The sequence below is a fragment of the Micromonospora qiuiae genome (genome assembly GCF_016863555.1).
GTDB lineage: Bacteria > Actinomycetota > Actinomycetes > Mycobacteriales > Micromonosporaceae > Micromonospora > Micromonospora qiuiae.
On the sequence record NZ_BOPC01000065.1, the window covers coordinates 19834 to 43820 of the forward strand.

Sequence of the window (23987 nt, forward strand, 5' to 3'; positions counted from 1 at the left end):
GGCAGTGTCCTGCATGTACCCCTCGCCCCCGCCGCTCGGGCAGCAGCGTAGCGGATCCCCCGAGTGCCAGCGGTCCCGCGCACGGCGCCGACGTGCGCAGTTGCGGACCCCGGTGAGGACGGGAATCCGGTAGCATCACCGGCCGTCGGAATGCCGGTCGTGCGGGGATGGGTGGATCGTGCTGGTCGGTCGCTCGGTGGCACTCGTGCATGAGTGGTTCGGCGCCACCGGCGGATCGGAGCAGGTCTTCCGACAGATCGCCGACCTGGTCCCGCACGGCGAGCGTTTCGTGTTATGGAGGGACCGGGACGCCACCGAGCCCGGGCTCCGAGAATCGTGGCTGGCACGAACGCCGTTGCGGCACAGCAAGGCGGTTGCGCTGCCACTGATGCCGCTGGTCTGGCGGACACTCAGCCGTCAACGCTTCGACGTGGTCATCTCGTCGAGCCACGCCTTCGCGCACACCGTCAAGCTCGGTCCGCCTGAAACGACCACCCATCTCAGCTACGTACACGCCCCGGCTCGGTACATCTGGAGCCCGGCCTTCGACGGCCGCGGATCAAACCCGCTGCTGAGGGTGCCCCGGCGTGCGCTACAGAGCATCGACGTTCGCCTCAGCAAACACGTGCACGGGTATGCGGCGAACTCGCGGGAGGTGCAGGCCCGGATCCGGCAGTACTGGCAACGCGATGCAGTCGTCATCAACCCGCCGGTGGACGTCGACTGGTTCGCCTCTGCGCCGGCCAGCGATCGGGCACAGGCCCGTGACTATCTGCTCGGGGTGGGGCGCTGGATCCCGTACAAGAATTTCGACCTCATCATGGCGATCGCGGAAAAGGCTGGGTTACCCCTCGTGCTCGCGGGTTCCGGCCCTCAGGAGGCTCAGCTGCGTCGACTCGCGGCGCGGGCTACTGTGCCGATCACCTTCGAGGTTCGGCCCGACCGGGAGCGGCTGCGGCGACTCTACTGGGGCGCGCGGGCCCTGCTCTTCCCCGTCCACGAAGACTTCGGCATCATCCCGGTCGAGGCCCAGGCGTGCGGCACGCCAGTGATCGGGCTGCGCCGTGGCGGCCTCCTGGAAACAGTCATCGACGGCGAGACCGGGTTTCTGGTGGATTCCACGGAGCCGGCGGACCACGCGTGGTTCGTGCAACGGCTCAACGAGCTGTCCACCCAGCGGATCGCCGCCCATGCCACCGCCTTCTCCCCGATCCGCTTCGCGGCGGAGATGACGGCGTGGATCGACGATGAGTGCCGCTGATCAGGCCGACGGTGGCGCACCGCCGATGCGGGTACTGCACGTCAGTCACACCGGGCACGGAGGTGGGGCCGAACTGGCGCTGGCCCGGCTCCTCACCACCGATCCGCCCTGGACGGCCATGCTCTGCTGCCCACCAGGCGGCGATGCGTTCGGCGGGCTGGCCGGGCGCGGGGTCACCGTTGAACAGCGGCTGCCGAGGCTTCCGGTCGGTGGCACGCGCAGCCGCAGCCCGATGCTCGCGGCGCGGTACCTGGCGTCGCTGCGCGCTGCGGCCAGCACGCTTCGGCGCAGTCCGCTGTTCGGCGCGGCCGACCTGGTCCACGCCAACACCGCCGCCGCCGCGATCATCTGCGCTTTTGCCAGCAGGGGACGGCAAGTTCCTCTCGTAGTCCATCTCCGAGACCTGGTCACGCCCGAGAGCATGGGTCGATTCGGGTACGCAGCCTTCACCCGGCTGGCACTCCCGCGCGTCGACGGAGTGATCGCCAACTCGCGGACAACCCTTGCCTCAGCCGCCGACCGGCTGCCCACCCGCGTACGGCGGGCGGTACTGCAGAGCCCGAGCGGCCTGCGCCACCGGGTCACCGCGCCGCAGGTACGGTCCGAGGTCCGGGCGGTCGGCATGCTCGGTCGCCTGCAACGGTGGAAGGGTCAGCACGTCTTCCTGCGCGCCTTCGCCGACGCATTCCGCGGCACCGGCGTCCGGGCGTACCTGGCCGGTGCGCCGTTGTTCGAAGAGGCCGCGTACGAGCAGGAGCTGCGGGCGCTCGCCGTCGAGTTGGCCATCGCCGACCAGGTCACCTTCCTCGGGCACATTGACGATGTGCCCGCCTTCATCGACTCGATGGACGTGCTGGTACACGCGTCAGTGCGGCCGGAGCCGCTCGGCCAGACCGTGCTTCAGGCCATGGCTCGGGCCAAGCCGCTCATCGCGACGGAGGGCGGCGGACCGAGCGAGTGGATCCGCAGCGGATCCAACGGGCTGCTCGTGCAGCCCGACCGGCCGGAGGATCTCGCCACAGCGCTGCGCAAACTCGCCGGTTCGCCGGAGATGCGGCTGGCACTCGCCGCCGGCGCGGCCGGAACGCCTGGCATTCTCTCCGACGCCGAATGCACGACCGCCCATGCCGCCTTCTTCCAGGAATTCTCGTCGGCAGCCGGCTCGACCGAGAAGGGCAGGCGGTAGGCATGAGTCCTCCCGGCCATCCGCTACGCGTGGCGTACGTCCTCCTACGCGAACCGAGCTACAGCGAAACCTTCATCACCTCCGAGATCGACGCCGTCCGGTCGGCCGGTGCCGACGTCGAGGTCTTCGTGGCCAGCGACGGCGACCGGTTGGCCGAGCTTCGCCAGGTTGTCCGCACGGCGTTGGGGCACCCGCTGCGCACGCTGGCGGACGTGCGCGCGCTGGGGATGTCGTACCTGCCGCGGGCTGTCCTCGCGGCCGCCCACGCGGCCCGGCTGGCCGGCCCGATCGCGGCTTTCGGTCCGGACGTGGTGCACACGCACTTCGTCAACCTGCCGACCGCGATCGCCACGCTGGTCGGCCGGCGTAGCGGGATCCCGGTAACCGCGATGGCGCACGCAGCGGATTTCCTACTCGACCGCAACGGGGGTGCGCTGGATCGCCGGCTGCGGCTGCTCAGCCACCTCTTTGTCATCTCGAAGGCCGCCGCTGGGCAGTTGACCGAACGGGGCGTGTCCCTGTCGGCGATTCCCCACGGAGTGGTTCGGGCCGCGTTCGACGGCGAGATGGTGGAACCGCAGCCGCGACCGCCCGACGGGGTCACCCGTCTGGTCACGGTGGCGCGACTGGTCGAGAAGAAGGGCGTGGACACTGCGCTCGACGCGGTCGCCCGACTCATCCAGATCGGCGTATCGGTACGTTACGACGTGTACGGCGACGGGCCGCTCCGGGCGACACTGGAGGAACGGACCAGGGCATTGCGTCTGACCGACGTGGTCACCTTCCACGGCTCCGTGAGCCACCGGGCCGCCACGGCAGGGCTGGTCGGCGCAGACGCCGCGGTGCTGCCCTGCCGTCGCGCCGCCGACGGCGACCTCGACGGCATTCCCGTCTTCCTGATGGAAGCCGCCAGCAGAGGGGTGCCTGTCGTGACCACCATGGTGTCCGGCATCCCCGAGCTGATCGGCCCGTTCGGCGGCTGGCAGGTGCCACCGGACGATCCGGACGCACTGGCCGATGCAGTACATCAGCTGATCCACAGCCCAGGCGAGGGGCAGCGGCGGGCGCACAGGCTCGCCGCCCGGCTGCGCGACGAATTCTCTCCCGCGTTGCAGGCCCGGCGGCTGCTCGCTGAATGGAGTCGACTCGCCAGGGGTGGGGCATGGACCTGACAGTCGTCGTCACGTTCTTTCCACTCCCGCAGGATCGCGGGGACCCGATCCGCGTTCTGATGATGTTGCGTGCGTTGGCCCGGGTGCGCCCGTACACGCTGCTCGTGGTCCGCCGCTCGGAGACCACCGACGCCCAGGTGGCAGAGCTGCGCGCCCTACTTCCCGGTGTCACCGTGCGCGACTTCGCCGCGACGCCCTACCGGCTCAACCGGCTGGGCCCGCTGGGTCGTTACCAGGAATCGCTGCTCGACGGCATGCCGCCGTGGGTACGGACCCGGTACAGCCAGGAACTGCACGACGCGCTGCGCGCCCGGACGGGAGCGGGGCTGGCCATCGGCGAGGCGGCCGGGGCGTACATCCGGGACGTCCCGCTTCGATGGCACTGGGACAAAGCCAACGTGCTGGTCGCGAGCAGCCGACAGGACGTCGACGAGGCGCATGGCGTGGCGCACCGGCTTCGGGCCCAGTACCTCGCCAGAATTTCCGCAAGGTTCGAGGAGCGGGCACTGGCGAATTGCGCAACCGTCTCGGTGACCAGTGCCGAGGAGGCGACCCGCCTGGCCCGGGCGTACGGCCGCACTGCCGACTTCACCCTGCCCAGCTGTGTACCGCTGCCGGAGGGACACACACCCCGACCGCTCGCGCGCCGGCTGATCTGGCTCGGCAGCTTCTCCTACCGGTCCAACCTGCTCGGCCTGCACCGGTTCCTCGCGGAAGCCTGGCCGAAGCTGCACCGGGCCGGCTACGTCCTCGAACTCGTCGGATCAGGTCTCACGGTGCCGATCCGCAACGGGCTCGCCGGATACGACGGTCTGGCGGTGACCGGCTGGGCGCCGGATCTGCGTCCCGTCCTCGCCCGGGCCCGGGCCGCAGTGGTGCCCCTGTGGAGCGGCGCGGGGGTCAAGTTGAAGACCATGACACTGCTCGCGCACTCGGTTCCGGTGTTCAGCACACCGGTGGGCCTGGAGGGAGTCCCGCCGACGGAAGGAGCCTGCTCGGCCGACACCCCGGCGGGCCTCGCCGCAGCGATCCTGGCTGCCACACCGGATCAGCTCGATCGCATGGCAACGGAGGCGCTGCGCCTGGTCCGTGAGCGCTTCTCCGAAACGCATTTCGCTGACCGGCTGGTGGGCTCACTCGGCCGGCACGCGCTGTTGGGCGAGGCCGCACCACGAGAGGAACCGTGATGTCGACGCGGAAGCTGGTGTCGGCCTCCTTCGCGAATCTCCTGATTCCGATCAGCGGTCTGCTCGTCAGCCCGTTTCTCTCACGCGAATTGGGCCCCGAAGGACGCGGCGTGTACGCGGCACTGACCCTGCCCATCGTGGTGTGGGGTTGGATCGGCACGTACGGGTTGCAGGACGCGCTGAGCTACCACGTCAGGCAGGGGCGTCTATCGAGCAGGGCAGCGGCACGCTTCAGCCTGGTGGCCATGCTGCCGCTCAGCGTGCTCACGGTCGGCGCGTTGGCGGCGCTCGGTTTCTTTCTTTTCCCAGACACCGCCCAGTACCGCCAGTTCCTTATCCTGGTGGTGTTCGCGCCCTTGCACGTCCTGTCCAACCTGCTCATCGGCGCCCTGACCGGCAACGGGGACATCCGCGGGCTGAACCTGGTCAAGGTCGTGCCGGCGCTGGTCCGCACCGGTGTGGTGATCTTCGCCTGCCTGGCGTTCGACCTCAACGCGTATCAGGCCGGCCTGCTCTTCGTTGCCTCGGTGCTGGCGGGGCTGGCCTTCGGGCTGGTCCGGCTCTGGACCACGCCCGACCCGGCGGCACAGGATGCGACGCCGCCGGCACCGGGTACGGCGCCGGCGGCAGTCCCGACCGGCTCGCTCATCCGTTACGCCCTGGCCTGTCTGCCCGGCGTGCTGGCTGCCGTCTCCAGCGCCCGCCTGGCTCAGGTCATTGGTCTGCCGCTGATCGGTCCCCGAGAACTCGGCTACTACGCGGTGGCGGTGAGCGTCGCGGAGATTCCCATGGTGATTGCCACGGCGGCCAGATCGGTGTTGCTGGGACGCCAGGGCAGCGGTGACCCCCGAGCAGCAACCCAGGTTGCCCGGCTGGCGGTGCTGGCGTCGGTGATCGCGTGCGGCCTGCTGGCGCTCTCGGCCGGGTACGCCGTGCCATTGGTCTTCGGTGCCGATTTCGCGCCGGCCGTCATACCAACCATGATTCTCTGCGCTGCCACAGTTCTCTACGCGTGCATGATCATCTACACTGCGGCGCTACTCGCGCACAACCGTCCAGGGTGGTCATCGGGAGCGCTGGTGATCGGCTCCGTCGTCGGCGTCGTGGCACTACTGGTGTGCGCGCCGCTCGGCGCCATCGGTGCGGCCATCGCGAGCTTGGCCGGCTACGCCGCCACCATGACCATTGCGGCGGTCGGCGTCGGTCGGGTGCCCGCCCTACGGTCGGTGCGCATGCTGACCGTGCCGTACGGCGAGGACCTGGGTCTCATTCGCGACCGGACAGCTCGGATCGCGGCCATTCTCCGGAGGTCGGTGGTCCCGGTTGCCGCTCAGCACGAGAAGCCCGAGACGACGGGGACGAAGGAGAATGCTCCGATGCCGGCTTCCTTGATGGCCGATGTCGTGGCCGCCTGCCGCCGACTGGGTCCAGGCACCGTCGGCGTGGCCGCGCTGATCATCCTGGCATGGCTTCGGGTCGTGCCGTCCCAGGCGGTGCAGTTCCTCACCGTCGGGCGGCCCGTGTTCAACTCTCGCGAGGTCACCGGTTCGCACGTCGGCGACCTGATCGGGGACGGAATCACGCTGCTGTTCCTGCTGCTGGCCGTCGGGCTCACCGGGCACGGCCTCTGGCGACGGCGGCCCCCCGGGCGCCGGTGGGTTGCCGTCGCCCTCGCCGCGCTGCTGGCCATCGAACTCGCGGGGCTGCTGCGAGGACAGATGCCCGGCGCGGTCGCGGCGGCCTTCCCTCTGGCGGCGCTGGCAATCTGGGCGCAGCGTCCCCGGATGGAGGTGCTGGGCGTCATCGGAGTCCTGGGGGCGCTGACCGCTTCCGGCTCGATGCTCTTCGCCGCGATACGCCCCGAATTGGCGCTGCTCTCCGGGGCGGACGCCGGAGAGAAACAGGTTCTGCTCGGCGGCCTGCTCGCCGGGCCTTTCCTGCATTCGAATGCGCTCGGCCTGGCGCTGGCCCTCAGCCTCGCGTTCGTCTTCTATCTACGGCCCCCGGCCGTACGGTGGGCCTGCCTCGTGCTGATCCTCGGTGCGCTGGTCTGGACTGGTGCGCGCACCAGTCAACTCGCTGCCGGCGCCGTCCTGCTGGCGTACCTCCTTCTGCGTCTGTTCCGGAGTCGGAGTTGGCCAGCCTCCGCGGTCGCTGCGGCCGGCGGGTTGCTGGTGATCGTGATGCCGTTGATCACGACTGATCCGGAAAGTTTCAGCAAACGCGGCCAGATCTGGACGGCGCTGCTCGATCGGTGGTCCGACCGCCCGCTGTCCGGTTGGGGCCCGAAGATCTTCCAGGAGCCGGCCGTCGCTGCCGAGCTCGGCGGCCAGTTCAGCCACGGGCACAACATCATGGTTCAGCTGCTCGTCGTCGGCGGCCTGATGGCCATCGTGCCGTTCGCGCTGCTGTGTTTCGTGGCTTGGCGGCGCTCGGTCGCGCTCGCGACCGACGGTCACCCGGCGGCGCTGCTCTTCCTCGTCGCGTTCATGCATGTGTCGTGGCTTGAGGCGTCCCACCTGTCGGCGACCCTGACCGGCTACCTGGCCTGGTTGCCGTTGGTGGCGGTCGCCTTGGCCGCACCGGCGTCGCCACCCGCACGATCGGCACGCCCGCCCAGTCCATCGGCTCCGCCGGCTCCGCCAACGGAGTCGGCGCCCAAGCCCGCGCCCGTCGAGCAGCGCGCGTTCCTGCCTTAGCCGCGTTCGTCTGGCTTCACCCGCCCTCCGCGGTGGGCGGGTGAAGCCGGAGTCACCCTCAGAAGAGGAGCACGTCGCGGAGGTAGTTGGCGACCCGGCGCAGTCGACCGGCGCCGTCGACCGGCGCGGTCATGCGGAAGACCATCTGATGGTCGATCTCGCCGCTGCTTCCACCGCGCCAGTAGGCGACGAAGACCAGGCCGTACCGCTGTTCTCCGTCGATCTGCAGTTGGCTCGATTCGGCATAGGCGACGTGCTGCCCTGTCCGTGTCCACTGCAGGCCCCAGGCGTCCTCAGCCTGGCGCATGATGGTCTGCTGTCGCTCATCACAGGGCTGCGAGCAGTCCCGCACGATCAACTCGCCGCCCATCGCCTGGCTGCCCGACGCGGGCGTACCGCAGTTGTACCTGACGAACCCTTCAGCGCGGCCGGCCAGCGTGCACTCCCATTCGAGCGGAACCTTGACTGGAAAGTTCAGACCCTCGAGACCGGCGAGTGTGCTGACCTTGTCCAGGTCGGTGAAGCGCGGCCATTCGCCCGGCCACTCGCCCTGCTTGGGCGGCTCGATGCCGGGCGACTGCGGCGGTGACGTCGGCGCGGGCGGAGGCAGGACGGTGGCGCTGGCAAGCGGTGGCTGCGGCTCGTTCTCACCGTCTGATCCAGCCCAGACGACGACCGCACCAGCACCGGCGAGCATCACCAGAGCCAGTGCGGCCACCCCCACCCAGAGCCTGGTCCGGCGCCGCGGCGGCGCGGACGGTGCGATGCGCCGGACGGACGAGCCGAACGGGTCATCGGACGGGGTGTCGGTCGCGGGGTATGCGGCCGGCAGGTACGGGGAGGACGACAGTTGGGCGCCCGGTGCCGACGGCGAGGCCGGAGTGCCCGAGATCGGCTGCGCGTGCCCGGGAGTCGGTGCGCCGGAGGCGGGCGAGGCGGAGACGGGCGGACCGGAAGCCGGCGCCCCGGAGACAGGCACGCCCGAAGCCGGCGACCCGGAGACGGGTACGCCGGAGTCCGGGGCGGGGGTGTACTCCACTCCCAGCGCCTGGAAGAGCTTCTCGGCCGCCCGGCCCGCCTCGGCCGGGTACGCCACCCAGGGCTCGGCGGCGGAGAAGTCCGCGTACACGAAGGAAGGGCCCTCGGGCGTCTGCGAGAGGGAGTTCACGATCCCGGCGAACGCCTCCCGCCAGCCTTCGGTGGCCGCCACAGTGGCGTCCAGGACAGCCACCGTCACAAATCGGCCCTGCTGGTCGAGCGCCGCCCACGCTTTGCCGACCGGTGACCCGCCCAGCAGGTGGGTGTACCGGTAGGGGCCGTCCGGCTGCATGGCAAGACTCCTCTGCTCGACCGCCGTGCGGATCCTACCGAGCCACCGCACGTCACCCTGACCACCGACCCCCACACTTCGGCGAGCAGCCACGAATCCGCAGCTCGACAACGTTCCACTATGGATTCGCCTGACCTCTTGCCTGATGAAAGTTTTCATGCATAGAGTCAGAGGGTGAATGACGGAGCTGCGACCGAGCGGGTCATCGGCCTGTTCGACGGCGTGCGGCTCACCCCGACGCAGCGCCGCATCGCGCACTGCCTGGTGCAGCACGCCCCCGCCGTCGGCTACCTCTCCGCCGCCGAGGTCGCCGAGCTGGCCGGGGTCAGCCAGCCGTCGGTCACCCGGTTCGCGGTGGCGCTGGGCCACGACGGCTATCCCGCACTGCGTCGACGGCTGCGCGAGCTGACCGCCGCCGCACCGAACCCGGCCACCGTCGGCAACGAACTCCAGCAGGCGGTACGCGCCGAGATCGGCAACCTGGACCGACTGGCCGAGCAGCTCGCCGACCGGGACCGGATCGCCACCACCGGCCGGCTGCTGGCCGCCAGTCGCCCGCTGCCGGTGCTCGGCCTACGCGCCGCCGCGCCACTGGCCGGCTATTTCGCCTACTTCGCCGCCAAGGTGCACCCGGACGTACGGGTGCTCGACGACGGGGGGAGCCTGCTCACCGACCGCCTGGAGCAGGCCGCCGCGGCCGGGGCGCGGGCGCTGCTCGCCTTCGTGCTGCCCCGCTACCCACGGGAAACCCTGGACGCGTTGCGCGAGGCCCGCGACGCCGGGCTGACCGTGGTCGCGATCACCGACTCACCGGTCAGCCCGGCTACCGAGTACGCCGACCTGGTGCTGCCCGCCGCCGTCGGCGCGCAGCTCGTCTTCGACCTGCACACCGCCCCGATGACCCTGGCCATGGTGCTGCTCCAGGCGATCTGCGACGCCGCGCCGGCCGCGACCCAGCGACGGCTGGAGGCCTTCGAAGCCTCGGCCGCCCGTCGTCAGTTGTTCCTCGGTTAGGAGGAGACCCACCTTGACGCACACCGACCAGGCAGGCAGCGGCGCCGGGCCGATTCGGGCCCCGCGCGGCCCGCAACGCAGCGCCCGCGGCTGGCCGCAGGAGGCCGCGCTGCGGATGCTGATGAACAACCTCGACCCGGAGGTGGCCGAGCGCCCCGACGACCTGGTCGTCTACGGCGGCACCGGGAAGGCGGCCCGGGACTGGCCGTCGTACCACGCACTGGTGCGGACGCTGACCGACCTGCGCGACGACGAGACGTTGCTGGTGCAGTCGGGCCGACCGGTCGGGGTGATGCGCACCCACGAGTGGGCACCCCGGGTGCTGCTGGCCAACTCCAACCTGGTGGGCGACTGGGCGACCTGGCCGGAGTTCCGCCGCCTGGAGCAGCTCGGCCTGACCATGTACGGGCAGATGACCGCCGGTTCGTGGATCTACATCGGCACCCAGGGCATCCTCCAGGGCACCTACGAGACGTTCGCCGCGGTGGCCGCCAAGTGCTTCAACGACACCCTCGCCGGCACGCTGACGCTGACCGCCGGCTGTGGCGGGATGGGTGGGGCGCAACCCCTCGCGGTGACCATGAACGGCGGCGCCTGCCTGATCGTGGACGTGGACCGGTCCCGGCTGGAACGCCGGGTGCGCGACCGCTACCTGGACGAGATCGCCGACAGCCTGGACGACGCGGTCGAGCGGGTGCTCGCGGCGAAACGGGATCGTCGGGCGCTCAGCGTCGGCGTGGTGGGCAACGCCGCCACCGTCTTCCCCGAGCTGCTGCGTCGCGGCGTGCCGATCGACATCGTCACCGACCAGACCAGCGCCCACGACCCGCTGTCGTACCTGCCCGAGGGGGTGGAGCTGGCCGACGCCCGGGACTACGCGGCAGCCAAGCCGGCCGAGTTCACCGACCGGGCCCGGACGTCGATGGCGAAGCACGTCGAGGCGATGGTCGGATTCCTGGACGCCGGCGCGGAGGTCTTCGACTACGGCAACTCGATCCGGGGCGAGGCCCGCCTCGGCGGGTACCAGCGTGCTTTCGATTTTCCCGGTTTCGTGCCGGCGTACATCCGGCCGCTGTTCTGCGAGGGCAAGGGCCCGTTCCGGTGGGCGGCGCTCTCCGGCGACCCGGCCGACATCGCCGCCACCGACCGGGCGATCCTCGACCTGTTCCCGGAGAACGGGTCCCTGGCTCGCTGGATCCGGCTGGCCGGCGAGCGGGTCGCTTTCCAGGGCCTGCCGGCCCGCATCTGCTGGCTCGGCTACGGCGAGCGCGACAAGGCGGGCGTACGGTTCAACGAGATGGTCGCCTCTGGTGAGCTGAGCGCGCCGGTGGTGATCGGCCGGGACCATCTGGACTGCGGCAGCGTGGCCAGCCCCTACCGGGAGACCGAGGCGATGGCCGACGGCTCCGACGCGATCGCCGACTGGCCGCTGCTCAACGCGCTGGTCAACACCGCCAGCGGGGCATCCTGGGTGTCCATCCACCACGGCGGCGGGGTGGGCATCGGCCGGTCCATCCACGCCGGCCAGGTCTGCGTCGCCGACGGCACCCCGCTGGCCGGGCAGAAAATCGAGCGGGTGCTCACCAACGACCCGGCGATGGGCGTGATCCGGCACGTCGACGCCGGCTACGACGCGGCCGGCAAGGTCGCCGCCCGCACCGGCGTCCGCGTCCCCATGACCGAAGGAAGGGCCCCTTGTTAACGCATACGGTAGAGGAAGGGCCCCTTTTTAACAGGTTCCGCCAGCTCTGGGACGAGATCGCGCCGATCGGCCGCGACGAGCACAGCGGCGGCTACCTGCGGTACGCGTTGACCGAGCCGGAGCTGCGCCTGCGGGAGTGGTTCCGGGAGCAGGCCGACGCGCGGGGCATGCCGGTCACCGAGGACGGCAACGGCAACCTGTTCGCCTGGTGGGGCGACCCGGAGGCCGGCGGCGCGGTGCTGACCGGCAGCCACTTCGACTCGGTGCCGCACGGCGGGGCGTACGACGGGCCGCTGGGCATCGTCAGCGCCTGGCTGGCCGTCGACGAGCTGCGCGCCGCCGACGTGTCGCCGACCCGCCCGCTGGTCGTCGGCGCGTTCGTCGAGGAGGAGGGGGCCCGGTTCGGCGTACCGTGTCTGGGGTCGCGGCTGCTCACCGGGCAGCTCGACGCCACCCGCGCGGGCGCGCTGCGCGACGCGGCCGGGGTCAGCTTCGCCGAGGCGCTGGGCGCCCGGCCGGCGGGGGCGGACCCGGCGCTGATCGGCCGGATCGCCGCCTTCGTGGAGCTGCACGTGGAGCAGGGCCGCGCGCTGGTCGACCAGGCCGTGCCGGTCGGGGTGGCGAGCGCGATCTGGCCGCACGGACGTTGGCGCCTCGACTTCACCGGCGAGGGCAACCACGCCGGTACGACCCGGATGTCCGACCGCCGCGACCCCATGCTGACGTACGCGTTCACCGTGCTCGCCGCGAACAAGGAGGCCCGGCTGCGCGACGCCCACGCCACCGTCGGCCGGGTGGCCGTGGAACCGAACGCCACCAACGCGATCCCGTCGCGGGTGACCGGCTGGCTGGACGCCCGGGCCGCCGATCCGGAGACGCTGGCCGGGCTGGTCGAGGCGGTACGCGCCAAGGTCGTCGAGCGGGCCCGCCGCGACGGCACGCGGGTCACGCTGACCGAGGAGTCGGCGAGCCCGCTGGTGGCGTTCGACGGCGGGCTGGCCGACCGGCTGACGAGACTGCTGGAGGCACCGGTGCTGCCCACCGGGGCGGGGCACGACGCGGGGGTGCTCGCGGCACACGTACCCACGGCGATGCTCTTCGTCCGCAACCCGACCGGGGTGTCGCACTCCCCCGCCGAGTCGGCCACCGACGCCGACTGCGTCGCCGGGGTGACCGCTCTGGCGAAGGTGCTGGAGGAGCTGGCATGCCGCTGAGCGGGCCTGCCGGGCCGGGCGATGATCGGCTGATAGCGCAGACGGTTCAGCTCGACAGGGGACAGGTCCGATGACAACGACCCGCTGGCTCGCGGAGTACGCGTGGCTGCCCGAGCAGGCCGAGCCGACTCCGGACGTGCTGATCGAGACGGCCGAGGGCCGGATCAGCGCGGTCACCCCGCTGACGCCGTCCGGCCGTCCCGACGTCGGCGTCGACGTGCTCACCGACGCGGTCCGGTTGCCGGGGCTGACCCTGCCCGGACTGGCCAACGCCCATTCGCACGCTTTCCACCGGGCGCTGCGCGGGCGTACCCACGGCGGGCGCGGTGACTTCTGGAGCTGGCGAGAGCAGATGTACGCCGTCACCGCCCGGCTCGACCCGGACTCCTACCTGGCACTGGCGCGGGCGGTCTACGCCGAGATGGCCCTGGCCGGGATCACCTGCGTAGGGGAGTTCCACTACCTGCACCACGGCCCCGGCGGCACCCCGTACGACGACCCGAACGCGATGAGCGCAGCGCTGGTCGAGGCGGCGGCGCACGCCGGCATCCGGCTGACCCTGCTGGACACCTGCTACCTGACCGCCTCGGTGGACGGCCAGCCGTTGGCCGGGCCGCAGCGGCGCTTCGGCGACGGTGACGCGCTGCGCTGGGCCGATCGGGTCACCGCGTTCACCCCGGACGGCACGCACGCCCGCCTCGGCGCGGCGATCCACTCGGTGCGCGCGGTGCCCGCCGAGCAACTCGCCACGGTGGCCGGCTGGGCGGACCGACGACACGCCCCGCTGCACGTACACCTGTCGGAGCAGCCCGCCGAGAACGACGCCTGCCGGGCGGTGCACGGCCGCACCCCGACCGGCCTGCTCGCCGACCACGGGGTGCTGGGCCGGTCCACCACGGCGGTGCACGCCACCCACCCGACCAGCGCCGACCTGAACCTGCTCGGGGAGAGCCGGACGGGGGTCTGTCTCTGCCCCACCACTGAGCGGGACCTCGCCGACGGGATCGGACCGGCCCGGCGGATGGCCGACGCCGGCGTCCCGCTCAGCCTGGGCAGCGACAGCCACGCCGTGATCGACCCGTTCGAGGAGGCCCGCGCGGTCGAGCTGGACGAGCGGCTGCGGACCCGGCGGCGGGGCCACTTCACCCCGGCCGAGCTGTTCACGGCGGCGAGCACGACCGGGCACGCCGCGCTGGGCTGGGCCGACGCCGGCCGGATCGCGGCCGGTGACCGCGCCGACCTGGTCACGGTGCGGCTGGACAGCGTACGCACGGCCGGGGTGACCCCGGCGGGCGCCTGGTTCGCGGCGAGCGCGGCCGACGTCGTCCAGGTGCTGGTGGACGGCCGGATGGTGGTACGCGACGGCCGTCACCTGACCGTTGACGTACCGCAGGAACTTGCCACGTCGATCGCGGAGGTGACCGGTGTCTAGTCTGCTGGTGGACAACATCGGTGAGCTGGTCACCAATGTGCCCGGCACGGGTGAGGGCGGGCCGCTGGGCATCCGCCGGCGGGCCGCGCTGCTCGTCGAGGAGGGCGAGGTGGTCTGGGTCGGTCCGGCCGCCGACGCGCCGGCCGCCGACCGGCGGATCGACGCCGACGGCGCGGCGGTGCTCCCCGGGTTCGTGGACAGCCACGCCCACCTGGTATTCGCCGGGGACCGCGCCGCCGAGTTCGCCGCCCGGATGGCCGGGCAGCCATACACCGGCGGCGGCATCCGGACCACGGTCGGCGCCACCCGCGCCGCCTCCGATGAGGAACTGCGCGCCACCGTGCGCCGGCTGCGTGTCGAGGCGTTGCGGCAGGGCACCACCACGATCGAGATCAAGAGTGGGTACGGCCTCACCGTCGCCGACGAGGCCCGCTCGCTGCGGATCGCCGCCGAGGTCAGCGAGGAGACCACCTTCCTCGGCGCGCACGTGGTGCCGGCCGAGTACGCCGACCGCCCCGACGACTACGTCTCGCTGGTCTGCGGACCGATGCTGGCCGCCGCCGCGCCGCACGCCCGGTGGATCGACGTGTTCTGCGAGCGGGGCGCCTTCGACGCCGACCACGCCCGGGCGATCCTGGCCTGCGGGCAGGCCGTGGGCCTGGGCGTGCGGGTGCACGCCAACCAGCTCGGCCCCGGCCCGGGGGTGCGACTCGGGGTGGAGCTGGGTGCGGCCAGTGTGGACCACTGCACCCACCTGACCGACGCCGACATCGACGCGCTGGCTTCGACCGTCGTCGACGCACCGTCGGGTCCACAGACGAGCACCGTCGCGACCCTGCTGCCCGGCGCCGAGTTCTCCACCCGGTCGCCCTACCCGGACGCCCGCCGGCTACTCGACGCCGGAGTCACCGTGGCGCTGGCCACCGACTGCAACCCCGGCTCGTCGTACACCTCGTCGATGCCGTTCTGCGTCGCACTCGCCGTACGCGAGATGCGGATGACCCCGGCGGAGGCGGTGTGGGCCGCGACCGCCGGTGGTGCGCGGGCGTTGCGCCGCACCGACATCGGGGTGCTGCGGCCGGGTGCCCGGGCCGACCTGGTCATCCTCGACGCACCGTCCCATCTGCACCTGGCCTACCGGCCCGGGGTGCCCCTGATTCGCCAGGTCCTGCAGAACGGAGTACCGCGATGACCGTGACCATTCTGCCCACCGGGGTCTCCCCCGCCGACGTGCTCGCCGTGGCGCGCGGCACCGCCAAGATCGTCCTCGACCCGGCCGCCGTCGACGCCATGGCGACCAGCCGGTCCATCGTGGACGACATCGAGGCCGCCGGCCGCCCGGTGTACGGCGTCTCCACCGGTTTCGGTGCCCTCGCCAACACCTTCGTCGCCCCCGAGCGGCGGGCGGAACTCCAGCACGCGCTGATCCGCTCGCACGCCGCCGGAGTCGGTGCGCCGATGCCGCGGGAGGTGGTCCGCGCGATGATGCTGCTGCGGGTCCGTTCGCTGGCCCTCGGCCGTTCCGGGGTGCGTCCGCTGGTCGCCGAGGCTCTGGTGGATCTGCTCAACCGCGACGTCACCCCGTGGGTGCCGGAACACGGCTCGCTGGGCGCCTCCGGTGACCTGGCGCCGCTGGCGCACTGCGCGCTGGTGCTGCTCGGCGAAGGCTGGGTGCTCGGCCCCGACGGCGAGCGGGTGCCGGCCGCCGACGCGCTGCGCCGGGCCGGTCTGCCCCCGATCGAGCTGGCCGCCAAGGAAGGGCTGGCGCTGATCAACGGCACCGACGGCATGCTCGCCATGCTGCTGCTGGCCATCCACGACGCGGCGCATCTGTTCACCATGGCCGACGTGACCGCCGCGCTGGCCATCGAGGCGATGCTCGGCTCGGAGCGACCGTTCCTGCCGGAGCTGCACGCCATCCGCCCGCACCCCGGGCAGGGTGTCTCGGCGGCGAACATCCACCGGCTGTTGCAGGACTCCCGCGTGATGGACTCGCACCGCGACGACCTGGCGCACGCGGTGCAGGACGCCTACTCGATGCGCTGCGCGCCGCAGGTGGCCGGCGCGGCCCGGGACACCCTGGACTTCGTCCGCACGGTGGCCGGGCGGGAGCTGGTGTCGGTGGTGGACAACCCGGTGGTGCTGCCCGACGGCCGGGTCGAGTCCACCGGCAACTTCCACGGCGCGCCGTTGGGCTTCGCCGCCGACTTCCTGGCCATCGCCGCCGCCGAGGTGGGCGCGATCGCCGAGCGCCGGGTCGACCGGTTGCTCGACGTCACCCGCTCCCGGGACCTGCCGGCCTTCCTCTCCCCGGACGCGGGAGTCAACTCGGGGCTGATGATCGCCCAGTACACGGCGGCCGGCATCGTGGCGGAGAACCGCCGGCTGGCCGCGCCCGCCTCCGTGGACTCGCTGCCCACCAGCGGCATGCAGGAGGACCACGTCTCGATGGGCTGGGCCTCCACAAAGAAGCTGCGCAGCGTCCTGGACAACCTGACCAGCCTGCTCGCGGTGGAGCTGCTGGCGGGCGTACGTGGTCTGCAGCTGCGGGCCCCGCTGACCCCGTCCCCGGCCGGCCGGGCGGCGATCGCGGCGCTCGGCGGAGTCGCCGGCGAGCCCGGTCCCGACGTCTTCCTCGCTCCGGTGATGGAGGCCGCCCGAGCGGTGGTGGGCGGGCCGGAGCTGCGCGCCGCCATCGAACAGGAGATCGGCCCGCTCGGCTAGCGCGCGTTGGCGGTGCCGCGGCGGGTGGCTCAGGACCCGGCAGGACCCGGTCAGGTCGTGGCGGGGAGGACCTTGGCGACCAGGGCGGCCAGTTCGCGCAGGGCCTTGCCGCGGTGGCTGATCGCGTCCTTCTCCTGCGGGGTCAGCTCCGCGTTGGTGCGGTCCTGGCCGTCGCCGAGGAAGATCGGATCGTAGCCGAAGCCGCCGTCGCCGCGTGGGGCGCGCAGCAGCCGGCCCGCCTGCCTGCCGTCGACCAGGTGTTCCTTGCCACCGGGCAGCACCAGCGCGATGGTGCAGACGAAGGAGGCACCCCGGTGCTCGTCCGGCACGTCGGCGACCTGGTCGAGCACCAGCTGGAGGTTGGCGTGGTCGTCGCCGTGCCGGCCGGCCCAGCGGGCGCTGAACACCCCCGGCATCCCGTTGAGCGCGTCGACAGCCAGCCCGGAGTCGTCGGCGATCGTCGGCAGCCCGGTGCGCCGGCAGCCCTCCCGCGCCTTGATCAGCGCGTTCTCGCCGAAGGTCAGCCCGGTCTCCGGCAGCTCCGGGTACGCCTCGACGTCGTCCAGCCCGATCAGGGCGATCCGGTGCGCGCCGAGCACCCCGTCGAGGATGCGCTGCAACTCGATGAGCTTCTTGCGGTTCCGGGTGGCGAGCAGCACCTTGTTCATACTGAGTAACCTTTCGTTCGCGTCTGCGGGCTCACCCGGAGAGAGCCTTCCGCTGGGCTTCGGCCAGGTCCAGACAACCGACGACGGCCAGGTCGAGCAGGGCGTCCAACTGCTCGCGGGCGAACACCCCGGCCTCGCCGGTGCCCTGCACCTCGACGAAGTCGCCGGTGCCGGTGCAGACCACGTTCATGTCGACCTCGGCAGCCACGTCTTCGTCGTAGCACAGGTCCAGGCGCGGCTCGCCGTTGATCACGCCAACGCTGACCGCGGCCACCGACCGGTGCATCACGTTCTCCGGCTTGCCGGCCAGGGCCTTGCGCGCGGCGAGCCAGGTCACCGCGTCGTGCAGGGCGACGTACGCGCCGGTGATCGCCGCGGTCCGGGTGCCGCCGTCGGCCTGAAGGACGTCGCAGTCGAGCACGATCGAGTTCTCGCCGAGCGCCTTGAGGTCGATCGCGGCACGCAGGCTCCGGCCGATCAGCCGGGAGATCTCATGGGTACGCCCACCCACCCGGCCCTTGACGCTCTCCCGGTCCGATCGGGTGTTGGTGGCCCGGGGCAGCATCGCGTACTCGGCGGTGACCCAGCCCAGCCCGGAGCCCCGGCGCCAGCGGGGCACGCCCTCGGTGACGCTCGCCGTGCAGAGCACCCGGGTGCCGCCGAACTCCACCAGCACCGAGCCCTCCGGATGGGTGCTCCAGCCTCGGGTCAGGGTCACCGGTCGGAGTTGGTCGGGCCGCCGCCCGTCAGGTCGCGCCATGCCCTGCACCCTATGTGGTGCCGTGATCGCACCGTCCCCCGGTGCCCCGGCCGGTGGAACGCCACGCCGGCCGCCGGGCGGGTCAGATGTCGTAGCTGGCGCCGGGCCGGACCACTTCCAGCGGGCCGGCGTACGCGGCGGCGGCGGAGGCCACGGTCTGCGCCTCGCTGCCCCAGGCGTCCACCAGATGGGTCAGCAGGAGCCGCCCGACGTGGGCCTTGGCCGCCGCCTCGCCGGCCTCGCGGCCGGTGAGATGCAGGTCCGGCGGATTGTCCACCCCGTCGAGGTAGCTGGCCTCGCAGAGGAAGACGTCGGCGTTCTGGGCCAGCCGCAGCAGCGCCTCGCAGGGGGCGGTGTCCGAGGAGTAGCAGAGCACCCGGCCGCCGTGCTCCAGCCGGACGCCGTACGTCTCCACCGGGTGCAGCACCCGGTCGACGGTCACGGTGAACGGGCCGATCGGGAAGGTGCCGGGTTGCAGCGCGTAGAACTGGTACACGTCCTCGACGGTGCTGTCCTCCTGCCCGTAAACCGCGGCGATCCGGTCCGGTGCGCCCGCCGGCGCGTAGACCGGCAGCGGCGGATAGGGGCCGTCGGGGGCGTACCGCCGGACCACGACGTACGACGCGGCGTCGAGGAAATGGTCGCAGTGCAGATGGGTCAGGAGGATCGCGTCCGGGGCGTGCAGCCCGGCGTAACGCTGGAGGGTGCTCAGCGAGCCCGGTCCGAAGTCGACCAGGAGCCGGAAGTCCTCGGCCTCGACCAGGTACGCCGAGCAGGGGGACTCGGGTCCGGGAAAGCTGCCCGCACAGCCCAGGACAGTCAGTCGCATCGAGTTGTCTCGCTGTCACGGTAGGTGGTGGTCTTGCCGGCCGCCGCTCCGGCGATGATCACTACCGACGCGTACGCCACGCTGGGAGCCTACGCCCGCCCGCGCAAGGGCAAGAATGATCTGCTGGAAGTTGTCATCAACGTGACACCGGCTCCGCCCGTCCGATCGACGCCGTGCTGGCTGAGTGGCCACTCAGGGCGGCCCGACGTGACAAGGGCCACCGGCCGATCGCCGATGGCCCTTGCGAATGTCACTCTCCCCAGGTCAGGCCCAGAGCTGCCCCTCCAGGGCCTCCTCAGCCTCGGCGAGGGTCCCGCCGTACGCGCCGGTGCTGAGGTACTTCCAGCCGCCGTCGCTGACCACGAAGGCCACGTCGGCGCGGCGGCCGTCGCGGACCGCCTCGTGCGCCACCGCCAGCGCCGCGTGCAGCACCGCCCCGGTGGAGAAGCCGACGAACAGCCCCTCCACCTCCACCAGTTGCCGGGTACGCAGCACCGCGTCCCGGGTGCCCACCGAGAACCGCCGGCTGAGCACGGTGGCGTCGTACAGCTCCGGGACGTACCCCTCGTCGATGTTGCGCAGGCCGTAGACCAGCTCGCCGTACCGCGGCTCGGCGGCGACGATCTGGATGCCCTCGACCTTCTCGCGCAGGTACCGCCCGGTGCCCATCAGAGTGCCGGTGGTGCCCAGCCCTGCCACGAAGTGGGTGATCGTCGGCAGGTCGTGCAGCAGCTCGGGGCCGGTCGTCTCGTAGTGCGCCCGGGCGTTCGCCTCGTTGCCGTACTGGAAGAGCATCACCCAGTCCGGATGTTCGGTGGCGATCTGCTTGGCGGTGGCGACGGCCTGGTTGGAGCCGCCGGCCGCCGGCGAAAAAATGATTTCCGCGCCGTACATCCGGAGCAGTTGCACCCGCTCGGTCGAGACGTTCTCCGGCATCACGCAGACCAGCCGGTAGCCACGCAGCTTGGCCACCATGGCCAGGGAAATGCCGGTGTTGCCGCTGGTCGGCTCCAGGATCGTGTCCCCCGGCCGCAGTCTGCCGGCCGCCTCGGCAGCCCGGACCATGAACAGGGCCGCCCGGTCCTTGATGCTGCCGGTCGGGTTACGGTCCTCGAGCTTCGCCCAGAGCCGCACCGGCGGCGCCCCGTCGGGCACCGTCGGCGACAGTCGGGGCAGCCCCACCAGGGGCGTGCCGCCGCAGGCGTCCAGCAGGCTGTCGTACCGCGCCATCGCGGCCGCCTCAGCCGGCGGTGGCCGGCGACCGACGCCCGGCGTTGTGCTGCGCGATCGCCCCTGCGGCGGCGCTGTGCCGGCTGATCGCCGCAGCGGCCGCGAAGCCGAGCGCGCCGCCGGCCACCGCGGGCAGGATGGTGACGCTGTCACCGTCGGAGAGCTTGGCGTCCAGCGCGCCGAGGAAACGCACGTCCTCGTCGTTGACGTAGACGTTGACGAAGCGGTGCAGCGCGCCGGCCTCGGTGACCAGCCGCGCACGCAGCCCGCCGTGCCGGGAGTCAAGGTCGGTGAGCAGGTCGTTCAGCGTGTCGCCGCTGCCCTCGACGACCTTCGCGCCGCCGGTGTAGCTGCGCAGAATGGTGGGGATACGAACCTCGATAGCCATGTGTACTCCTCGATCGGGTGTGCTCGGTGACGGAAAAGGTGTGCCGGGGCTGAGCAGTCAGCTGCCCGAACACTCGTAGTCGACCGTCGCCGGGCTCTGCCCGAACATGTAGGACTGCACGGCGTGCGGATCCACCCCGGCGTCGAGGATCCGCACCGGCTCCTCGGTGACCACCCCGTCGACGATCCGGAAGGAGCGGATCTCCTCCGTGTCGGGCTCGCGGGTGGAGACGAGCAGATAGTGCGCACCCGGCTCACCGGCGAAGGCGATGTCCGTACGCGACGGGTACGCCTCCGTGGCGGTGTGCGAGTGGTAGATGACGATGGGCTCTTCGTCCCGGTCGTCCATTTCCCGCCACAGTCGCAACTGCTCCATCGAGTCGAACTCGTAGAACGTCATCGAGCGGGCGGCGTTCTGCATCGGGATGTGCCGGGTCGGCTTGTCGCTGCCGACGGGACCGGCGACCACACCGCAGGCCTCGTCGGGGTGATCCCGACGAGCGTGGGCAACGATCGCGTCAACGATCGACCGGTCGATACTCAGCACGCCGACAAGCCTAGCGCCGGCACTGACAGACCGCGAGGCGGTGCCGGTCACAGTCACTCGATCAAAGCGTTGAGCAGGGATTCCTGGAGGTAACCCAGGTAGGCGTAGACCGAAAGCTGGAACACTCGGCTGGAGGAAGGGTCCGCGGCGACGGCGTCGTCGAGCTCGGCACCCAGGTCCGTCCCGTCCTTGATCTCCAGGCGTACGCCCATCGCCAGCCGGGCGTCGTTGAGCGCCCGCAACCACGCCTCGGCCGCCTCGGCGTCCAGGCGTACCTCCCCGCCGCCGTCGTCGGGCAGCGCGGCCAGAATCGCCCCGGCCTGGTCGATCTTCGCGGTCTTCAGGTCACCCTCGGTGTACCGGCGGAACTCCGCGGTCCCCGCCGCATCCTCCGGGTACACCTCGGGAAAGAGCCGGCACACCACCGGGTCGGAATGGTCGAAACCGTCGGTGAGCAGGCCGACGACCTCGGAGGCGACCTTGCGCAGCACACGCACCTCGTCGATGGCCAGGCTGGCGACGTACCGGTCACCCCGGCGGCGGAACATGCTCACGACCGATCCACCGTCGCCCAGAGGCCGTAGGCGTGCAGTTGGGAGGCGTCGTGTTCCATCCGCTCCCGGGCGCCGCTGGAGACCACGGCCTTGCCCTTGTGATGCACGTCCAGCATGAGCTGCTCGGCCCTCTCCCGGCTGTAGCCGAAAAGCTTCTGGAACACCCAGGTCACGTACGTCATCAGGTTGACCGGGTCGTCCCACACGATCGTCACCCACGGCCGGTCGGGAGCCGGCACCTCATCGGTGTCCGGAGTCTCGACCGGTGCAACCTGTGGAGCCGCCATGCCCCCCATCGTGCCACCGGATCGGCGGAACCGAGGAACCGGAACGCCGGACCGGCCCGGAACGCCATGACAGTCCGCCACACCGTGACCACGCCCGGCCCCACCCGGCGGCCCGACCTCGCCGGTGGCCGGACGGTCAGGCGCGCAGAGTGCCACGTTCGGCGGCATCGGAGAGCACCGTGCCGAGCGAGAGACGAACCACCTCGAACCGGCGGGCCACCTCCCGCGACAACTCCAGGTCGATCTCCCGCAGCACCCGCTGGACCCAGGCGCGCGCGTCGTTCGTGTCGTTCCGGCCCGGCGTACGCCAGTGCTGCCAGCAGCCGCCGGAGAGGGCCACCGCCACCGGCGGGAGCACCTCCGTACGGGCCGACGCGGGATACCCGGACAACGCGTCGAGGGCGGCGCCGCCGGTCATCCCCGTCACGTCCGCACCGCTGGTGACCAGCAGCAGCCGGTCCAGCTCCGGCCCGGCCGTGTGGTGGGTCAGGCTCCAGCTGACCGCCTCGTTGATGCGTCGGCGCACGCCCTCGGACAGAGGCGTGCCGAACAGCTGCCCGGCGACATCGTCGATGATCGCCCGGACGCTGTGATCGCACTGCGCGGTGGCCAGCAGCGACAACGCCTCCAGCTCCCGGTCGAGCATCTGGGGCAGGCCGGCGCAGCCGACGCCGAAAAGGATCTCCTGCACCACCCGCAGGTGCAGGTCAGCCAGCTCCAGCGCCAGATGCTGGCGGATCCGCCGGCCCGCCGCGCGGATCTGCCGGTCGAGCCGTTCGGACCATTCCCCCGGCTCCGCCAGCACCGGCACCCGGCCGCGTGCGCCGGGCAGCTCCGGCGGCTCCGAGCTGGCCCGGCGCAGCCCTTCGTCGCACGCCCAGTCGACCAGCGCCTGCCGCAACTCGCCCGCCTTCCCGTCCGCGATCGGGAACCATCGGGCGTCGGCCAGCCCCGGCACCGCGGCGAGCAACGCAGCCCGGTGCGCCGAGACGATGACCCCTGCCGGGTCCACCGCCGGGTCGCCGGACTTCCCCGAGCCCTGCGCCGCCGCCGCGCTCTCCGGGACCGCCCAACCGTCGGCGGCCGGCGTCACCGCGAAGAAGACCCGTACCGCCGTCCCGGCGACTTCGGCGAGCAGGTTCAACTCGTCGCCGCTGAACGACTGATCCGCCGCGATCACGAACAGCAGCGCGCCGGCCCGACCCACCGCGTCGAGCAGCACGCCGGCGCCGGACCGCCCGAGCAGCCCGTTGTCGGGCGTGTCGACCAGGGCGAAATGCCTCAGCAACGGCTGGGGCAGACTCAGCTCGACCCGGCGCGGCGGCCGGGCCAACGCCGGCCCGACGGACGGCAGATCCGCGCGGTACGAGTAGGGCGTCCGGTAGCCGGGCACGTACGCGACCCGGGTCGCCACCGCCGCGTCGCGTACCACGAGCCAGCTGCCGGCCGGCACGCTGAGTATCTCGTCATCGAGTTCCAGCACGGCGGCGAGTACGCCGACACGGCCCGCGCCGGCGGGCCCCACGGCGACCACCGCAAGCGGCTCATCCGGGCCGGTACGGCCCACGCCGAGCAGGTGTGGGAAGGGGCCGGGACCGGGCGGCCGCGCGGCATCGTCGGGCGTACCGAGGTCGGGCAGCGGACCCGGCTTCATCAGACGGCGTCCTCCAGGACAGGCGGCCGGCGGCGCCGGTCGCGATGAACATCCGGTTACCGCATCCGGATTCCGGAAGAGTACGGCGCATCGGCGCCGGAGAAGGAAAAATTCAGATACTCAGTGGTACGTCTCCGGCTACTCAACTTC

Annotated in this window: 21 protein-coding genes; 11 read left to right on the forward strand and 10 right to left on the reverse strand. The window is 71.8% G+C overall.

Going from position 1 to position 23987, the window contains the following annotated elements; all coding sequences use genetic code 11:
- Positions 1–196: 196 nt before the first annotated feature.
- From Vqi01_RS22030 to Vqi01_RS22050, 5 genes are read left to right on the forward strand one after another with little or no spacing between them, the layout of a single operon-like run.
- Positions 197–1261 carry a glycosyltransferase gene (locus Vqi01_RS22030; RefSeq protein WP_239098575.1) on the forward strand — a complete coding sequence of 355 codons (1065 nt, stop codon included), beginning with the start codon at positions 197–199 and terminating at the stop codon, positions 1259–1261.
- On the forward strand, positions 1248–2447 hold the full coding sequence (locus Vqi01_RS22035; protein ID WP_204036732.1) for a glycosyltransferase family 4 protein: 1200 nt from the start codon (positions 1248–1250) through the stop codon (positions 2445–2447). Before Vqi01_RS22030 ends, Vqi01_RS22035 begins: the two co-directional genes overlap by 14 nt.
- Positions 2448–2449: 2 nt before the next feature.
- A complete protein-coding gene (locus tag Vqi01_RS22040; protein WP_204036733.1) occupies positions 2450–3619 on the forward strand; it encodes a glycosyltransferase in 1170 nt (389 codons plus the stop codon).
- Complete coding sequence (locus Vqi01_RS22045; RefSeq protein ID WP_204036734.1) at positions 3610–4806, forward strand: glycosyltransferase; 1197 nt, start codon at positions 3610–3612, stop codon at positions 4804–4806. Before Vqi01_RS22040 ends, Vqi01_RS22045 begins: the two co-directional genes overlap by 10 nt.
- Positions 4806–7505 (forward strand): O-antigen ligase family protein, encoded by a 2700-nt coding sequence (locus Vqi01_RS22050; protein WP_204036735.1) that lies wholly within the window; start codon positions 4806–4808, stop codon positions 7503–7505. The genes Vqi01_RS22045 and Vqi01_RS22050 overlap by 1 nt, the downstream gene beginning before the upstream one ends.
- Before the next feature lie 58 nt (positions 7506–7563).
- Here the strand turns inward: Vqi01_RS22050 and Vqi01_RS22055 are convergent, their stop codons facing one another.
- Complete coding sequence (locus Vqi01_RS22055; protein WP_204036736.1) at positions 7564–8835, reverse strand: hypothetical protein; 1272 nt, start codon at positions 8833–8835, stop codon at positions 7564–7566.
- Between the two features lie 174 nt (positions 8836–9009).
- On the opposite strand from Vqi01_RS22055, the gene Vqi01_RS22060 reads away from it, so the two are divergent.
- The 6 genes from Vqi01_RS22060 (at position 9010) to hutH (ending at position 16921) form a co-directional block, all read left to right on the forward strand.
- A complete protein-coding gene (locus tag Vqi01_RS22060) occupies positions 9010–9849 on the forward strand; it encodes a MurR/RpiR family transcriptional regulator (RefSeq protein ID WP_204036737.1) in 840 nt (279 codons plus the stop codon).
- Between the two features lie 13 nt (positions 9850–9862).
- Positions 9863–11551: a urocanate hydratase gene (hutU, locus tag Vqi01_RS22065; protein WP_204036738.1), complete on the forward strand. Its 1689-nt coding sequence runs from the start codon at positions 9863–9865 to the stop codon at positions 11549–11551.
- Positions 11545–12765: an allantoate amidohydrolase gene (locus Vqi01_RS22070; protein ID WP_204036739.1), complete on the forward strand. Its 1221-nt coding sequence runs from the start codon at positions 11545–11547 to the stop codon at positions 12763–12765. Before hutU ends, Vqi01_RS22070 begins: the two co-directional genes overlap by 7 nt.
- Before the next feature lie 70 nt (positions 12766–12835).
- Entirely contained in the window at positions 12836–14197 is a 1362-nt protein-coding gene (locus Vqi01_RS22075; protein ID WP_204036740.1) for a formimidoylglutamate deiminase, read from the forward strand.
- Complete coding sequence (gene hutI / locus Vqi01_RS22080; protein WP_204036741.1) at positions 14190–15389, forward strand: imidazolonepropionase; 1200 nt, start codon at positions 14190–14192, stop codon at positions 15387–15389. The genes Vqi01_RS22075 and hutI overlap by 8 nt, the downstream gene beginning before the upstream one ends.
- Complete coding sequence (gene hutH / locus Vqi01_RS22085) at positions 15386–16921, forward strand: histidine ammonia-lyase (protein ID WP_204036742.1); 1536 nt, start codon at positions 15386–15388, stop codon at positions 16919–16921. Before hutI ends, hutH begins: the two co-directional genes overlap by 4 nt.
- A 50-nt stretch (positions 16922–16971) precedes the next feature.
- Here the strand turns inward: hutH and rdgB are convergent, their stop codons facing one another.
- The 9 genes from rdgB to Vqi01_RS22130 all read right to left on the reverse strand — a co-directional run bounded on the left by rdgB (position 16972) and on the right by Vqi01_RS22130 (position 23837).
- Entirely contained in the window at positions 16972–17589 is a 618-nt protein-coding gene (rdgB, locus tag Vqi01_RS22090) for an RdgB/HAM1 family non-canonical purine NTP pyrophosphatase (RefSeq protein ID WP_204036743.1), read from the reverse strand.
- A gap of 31 nt (positions 17590–17620) precedes the next feature.
- Complete coding sequence (gene rph / locus Vqi01_RS22095; protein ID WP_204036744.1) at positions 17621–18349, reverse strand: ribonuclease PH; 729 nt, start codon at positions 18347–18349, stop codon at positions 17621–17623.
- Positions 18350–18431: 82 nt separating this feature from the next.
- Complete coding sequence (locus Vqi01_RS22100; RefSeq protein WP_204036745.1) at positions 18432–19178, reverse strand: MBL fold metallo-hydrolase; 747 nt, start codon at positions 19176–19178, stop codon at positions 18432–18434.
- Positions 19179–19442: 264 nt separating this feature from the next.
- On the reverse strand, positions 19443–20408 hold the full coding sequence (locus Vqi01_RS22105; RefSeq protein ID WP_204036746.1) for a PLP-dependent cysteine synthase family protein: 966 nt from the start codon (positions 20406–20408) through the stop codon (positions 19443–19445).
- A gap of 10 nt (positions 20409–20418) precedes the next feature.
- Complete coding sequence (locus Vqi01_RS22110; RefSeq protein ID WP_204036747.1) at positions 20419–20796, reverse strand: MoaD family protein; 378 nt, start codon at positions 20794–20796, stop codon at positions 20419–20421.
- 57 nt (positions 20797–20853) lie between these two features.
- Positions 20854–21342, reverse strand: a complete 489-nt coding sequence (locus tag Vqi01_RS22115) for a M67 family metallopeptidase (protein ID WP_204036748.1) — start codon at positions 21340–21342, stop codon at positions 20854–20856.
- Positions 21343–21395: 53 nt separating this feature from the next.
- On the reverse strand, positions 21396–21890 hold the full coding sequence (locus Vqi01_RS22120) for a DUF2017 domain-containing protein (RefSeq protein WP_204036758.1): 495 nt from the start codon (positions 21888–21890) through the stop codon (positions 21396–21398).
- A 2-nt stretch (positions 21891–21892) separates the two neighbouring features.
- A complete protein-coding gene (clpS, locus tag Vqi01_RS22125) occupies positions 21893–22183 on the reverse strand; it encodes an ATP-dependent Clp protease adapter ClpS (protein WP_204036749.1) in 291 nt (96 codons plus the stop codon).
- Positions 22184–22319: 136 nt separating this feature from the next.
- Positions 22320–23837: a P-loop NTPase family protein gene (locus tag Vqi01_RS22130; protein WP_204036750.1), complete on the reverse strand. Its 1518-nt coding sequence runs from the start codon at positions 23835–23837 to the stop codon at positions 22320–22322.
- Positions 23838–23987 lie beyond the last annotated feature (150 nt).